This is a genomic window from Mesorhizobium sp. M8A.F.Ca.ET.208.01.1.1 (assembly GCF_004791315.1).
Lineage (GTDB): Bacteria > Pseudomonadota > Alphaproteobacteria > Rhizobiales > Rhizobiaceae > Mesorhizobium.
Genome location: NZ_SRUT01000293.1, coordinates 1 through 304, shown reverse-complemented (window position 1 = coordinate 304; position 304 = coordinate 1). Strand labels below are relative to the sequence as shown.

The window sequence follows — 304 nt, the reverse complement described above, 5'->3', positions numbered from 1 at the left end:
TGGCGCATTGGCCGTCGATTCCAGGGGATTTTCGACTTGGCGCGCCTTCTGGATTGGCCTTGCGACCAGCCTCGCCAATCCACGTTCAGCGCTTTCGGTGGCCAGCGTCTTTGCCGTCGCCTTGCCGGCGCAGCCCTCGCTGCACAGGCTTCTTCCGACAAACCCAACGATGCGGCCAAGAAGGCCGGCGCCGAGGCGGTCAGCAACGGCGACAATGGCGCGCCGAAGGGCCGCGAGCTCGAATTCGCCGATCTGCTGCGCTACATCAAGAACGCCGGCATCACCAACACGGTGTGGCTGACCG

At 64.8% G+C, this 304-nt stretch carries 1 protein-coding gene; it reads left to right on the top strand.

The genetic code is table 11. The features are described 5' to 3' along the window. Positions 1–36: 36 nt before the first annotated feature. A partial coding sequence (locus EN851_RS35355; RefSeq protein WP_135931115.1) for a hypothetical protein occupies positions 37–304 on the top strand: 268 nt, incomplete at its 3' end.